This is a genomic window from Sphingomonas sp. NPDC019816 (genome assembly GCF_050274375.1).
Taxonomy (GTDB): domain Bacteria; phylum Pseudomonadota; class Alphaproteobacteria; order Sphingomonadales; family Sphingomonadaceae; genus Sphingomonas.
Window position 1 is genome coordinate 1 of the sequence record NZ_JBNNOB010000236.1, and the last position, 2,655, is coordinate 2,655.

Sequence of the window (2,655 nt, forward strand, 5' to 3'; positions counted from 1 at the left end):
GTACGCCAACGTCATCCTGATGTGCGCGCTGAACGCGATTCTGTTCTGGGGTGGCTATCTGCCGCCGCTGGACTGGGCGCCGCTTTACGCCGTGCCGGGCATCGTCTGGCTGCTGCTGAAGATGTGCTTCTTCTTCTTCGTCTTTTCCTGGGTGAAGGCGACCGTACCGCGTTACCGGTACGACCAGCTGATGCGGCTGGGCTGGAAGGTGTTCCTGCCGGTGTCGCTGTTCTGGGTATTCTTGGTGTCTGGCGTGCTGATGTATGCGCGCGTGGGAGTTCCGGCATGAGCGTCGCTCAGTACGTCAAGGCTTTTACGCTGTGGGAGTTCGTGAAGGGCCATGCGCTGACCCTTCGCTACTTCTTCAAGCCGAAGGCGACGATCAACTATCCGTACGAGAAGAACCCGATCAGCCCACGCTTCCGGGGTGAGCACGCGCTGCGTCGCTATCCCAATGGTGAGGAGCGGTGCATCGCGTGCAAGCTGTGCGAGGCGATCTGCCCTGCGCAGGCGATCACGATCGAGGCGGAACCCCGCGACGACGGCAGCCGCCGCACGACGCGCTACGATATCGACATGACCAAGTGCATCTATTGCGGGCTGTGCCAGGAGGCCTGCCCCGTGGACGCCATCGTCGAGGGTCCGAACTTCGAATTTTCGACCGAGACCCGCGAAGAGCTGATCTACGACAAGTCGAAGTTGCTCGATAACGGTGACCGCTGGGAAAGCGCGATCGCGGCGAACCTTGCCGCCGATGCGCCGTACCGTTAAAGCCCGCGACCAACGGTTCGGAACGGACAGAAAAGGGGCCTGACAGGCAGTGATACAGGCTATCGCCTTCTATATTTTCGCGACCGTGGTGATCGTGTCCGCAGGGCTCACGATCGCGTCGCGCAATCCGGTGCACTCGGTCATGTGGCTGATCCTGGCGTTCTTCAACGCCGCGGGCCTCATGGTGCTGTGCGGGGCCGAGTTCATCGCGATGCTGCTCGTCATCGTCTATGTGGGCGCGGTCGCGGTGTTGTTCCTCTTCGTCGTCATGATGCTCGATATCGAGGTCGCGGCGATGCGGGCGGGTTTCGCGCGCTATCTGCCGCTGGGCCTGGCACTCGCCGTCGCGCTGCTGGCCGAGGTTATCATCGCGTTCCAGGCGTGGAGCGTCGGCGGCGTGCAGCTGGCGGCCCGTGCGGCCCCGATCGCGCCCGAGGTGTCCAACATCCAGGCGATCGGCAACCTGCTGTACACGCGCTACCTGTTCATCTTCGAGGGTGCGGGCCTGGTCCTGCTCGTCGCGATGATCGGCGCGATCGTGCTTACGCATCGCAAGCGCGGTGGCGTCCGTCCGCAGAACATCGCCAAGCAGAATGCGCGTCAGCCGCATGAGGCGATCCGCAACATCAATCAGCCCATCGGGCAGGGGGTGGAACTGTGACGATCGGTCTCGTCCATTATCTGGTCGTCGCGGCGATCCTGTTCACCATGGGGGTGCTGGGTATCTTCCTCAATCGGAAGAACCTGATCGTCATCCTCATGGCGATCGAGCTCATCCTACTCGCCGTGAACCTGAACCTCGTCGCCTTCTCGGCCGCGCTTCAGGATCTGGTGGGTCAGGTCTTCGCCATGTTCGTGCTGACCGTGGCCGCCGGTGAATCGGCGATCGGTCTGGCGATCCTGGTCATCTATTTCCGTGGCCGCGGCACCATCGCGGTCGACGATGTCAACCGGATGAAGGGGTAATCGGGTTGATCCTCGCTATCGTCTTCCTGCCGTTGCTGGCCGCCGCCATTGCGGGGTTCGGCAACAAGGCCATCGGGAACGTGCCCGCCAAGGTCGTCACGACCGGCGCGCTGTTCATGTCCTGTGCCCTCTCATGGCCGATCTTCATCGGCTATCTGTCGGGTGCCAATGTCGCGACCGTCACGCCGGTGCTCCACTGGATCACCAGCGGCACCATGTCGGTCGACTGGGCGCTGCGCGTCGACTCGCTGACCGCGATCATGCTGGTGGTCATCACCAGCGTCTCGGCGCTCGTCCACCTCTATAGCTGGGGCTATATGAGCGAGGAGCCGGATCAGCCGCGCTTCTTCGCCTATCTTTGCCTCTTCACCTTTGCGATGCTGATGCTCGTGACGGCGGACAATCTGGTCCAGATGTTCTTCGGCTGGGAAGGCGTGGGTCTCGCGTCCTACCTGCTGATCGGTTTCTGGTTCCGCACGCCATCGGCCAATGCGGCCGCGATCAAGGCGTTCGTCGTCAACCGCGTCGGCGACCTCGGCTTCATGCTCGGCATCTTCGGCACTTTCCTGGTGTTCGGCACCGTCTCGATCCCCGCGATCCTGGCCGCCGCGCCGGGCATGGCGGGTTCGACCATCGGCTTCTTGGGCTATCGTTTCGACACGATGACCGTGCTTTGCCTGCTGCTGTTCGTCGGCGCGATGGGCAAGTCGGCACAGCTGGGCCTCCACACCTGGCTGCCGGACGCGATGGAAGGCCCAACCCCGGTGTCGGCGCTGATCCACGCGGCGACCATGGTGACCGCGGGCGTCTATCTGATCGCCCGTACGCACGGCCTGTTCCTGATGGCGCCGGAAGTGCTGCACCTGGTGGGCATCGTCGGTGCGGTCACTCTGCTGCTGGCCGGCTTCGCCGCGCTGG

General features: G+C 63.3%; 5 protein-coding genes. All 5 read left to right on the forward strand.

Annotated features, from left to right (window positions below; translation table 11 throughout):
* The coding region (locus tag ACQKJZ_RS18915; protein ID WP_427733199.1) for an NADH-quinone oxidoreductase subunit H at window positions 1–289 on the forward strand (289 nt) is incomplete at its 5' end.
* Window positions 286–771 (forward strand): NADH-quinone oxidoreductase subunit NuoI, encoded by a 486-nt coding sequence (gene nuoI, locus ACQKJZ_RS18920; RefSeq protein WP_007403979.1) that lies wholly within the window; start codon window positions 286–288, stop codon window positions 769–771. The genes ACQKJZ_RS18915 and nuoI, both read left to right, overlap by 4 nt.
* Before the next feature lie 49 nt (window positions 772–820).
* Window positions 821–1,432, forward strand: a complete 612-nt coding sequence (locus ACQKJZ_RS18925) for an NADH-quinone oxidoreductase subunit J (protein ID WP_007404217.1) — start codon at window positions 821–823, stop codon at window positions 1,430–1,432.
* Complete coding sequence (gene nuoK, locus ACQKJZ_RS18930; protein ID WP_007404079.1) at window positions 1,429–1,737, forward strand: NADH-quinone oxidoreductase subunit NuoK; 309 nt, start codon at window positions 1,429–1,431, stop codon at window positions 1,735–1,737. The genes ACQKJZ_RS18925 and nuoK overlap by 4 nt, the downstream gene beginning before the upstream one ends.
* Window positions 1,737–2,655, forward strand: a 919-nt coding sequence (locus tag ACQKJZ_RS18935) for an NADH-quinone oxidoreductase subunit L (RefSeq protein ID WP_427733202.1), incomplete at its 3' end; no start/stop codon positions are given. The genes nuoK and ACQKJZ_RS18935, both read left to right, overlap by 1 nt.

Excerpts from the sequence above, each read along its gene's own strand:
- nuoI (WP_007403979.1), top strand. The coding sequence starts at position 286 with ATGAGCGTCGCTCAGTACGTCAAGGCTTTTACGCTGTGGGAGTTCGTG.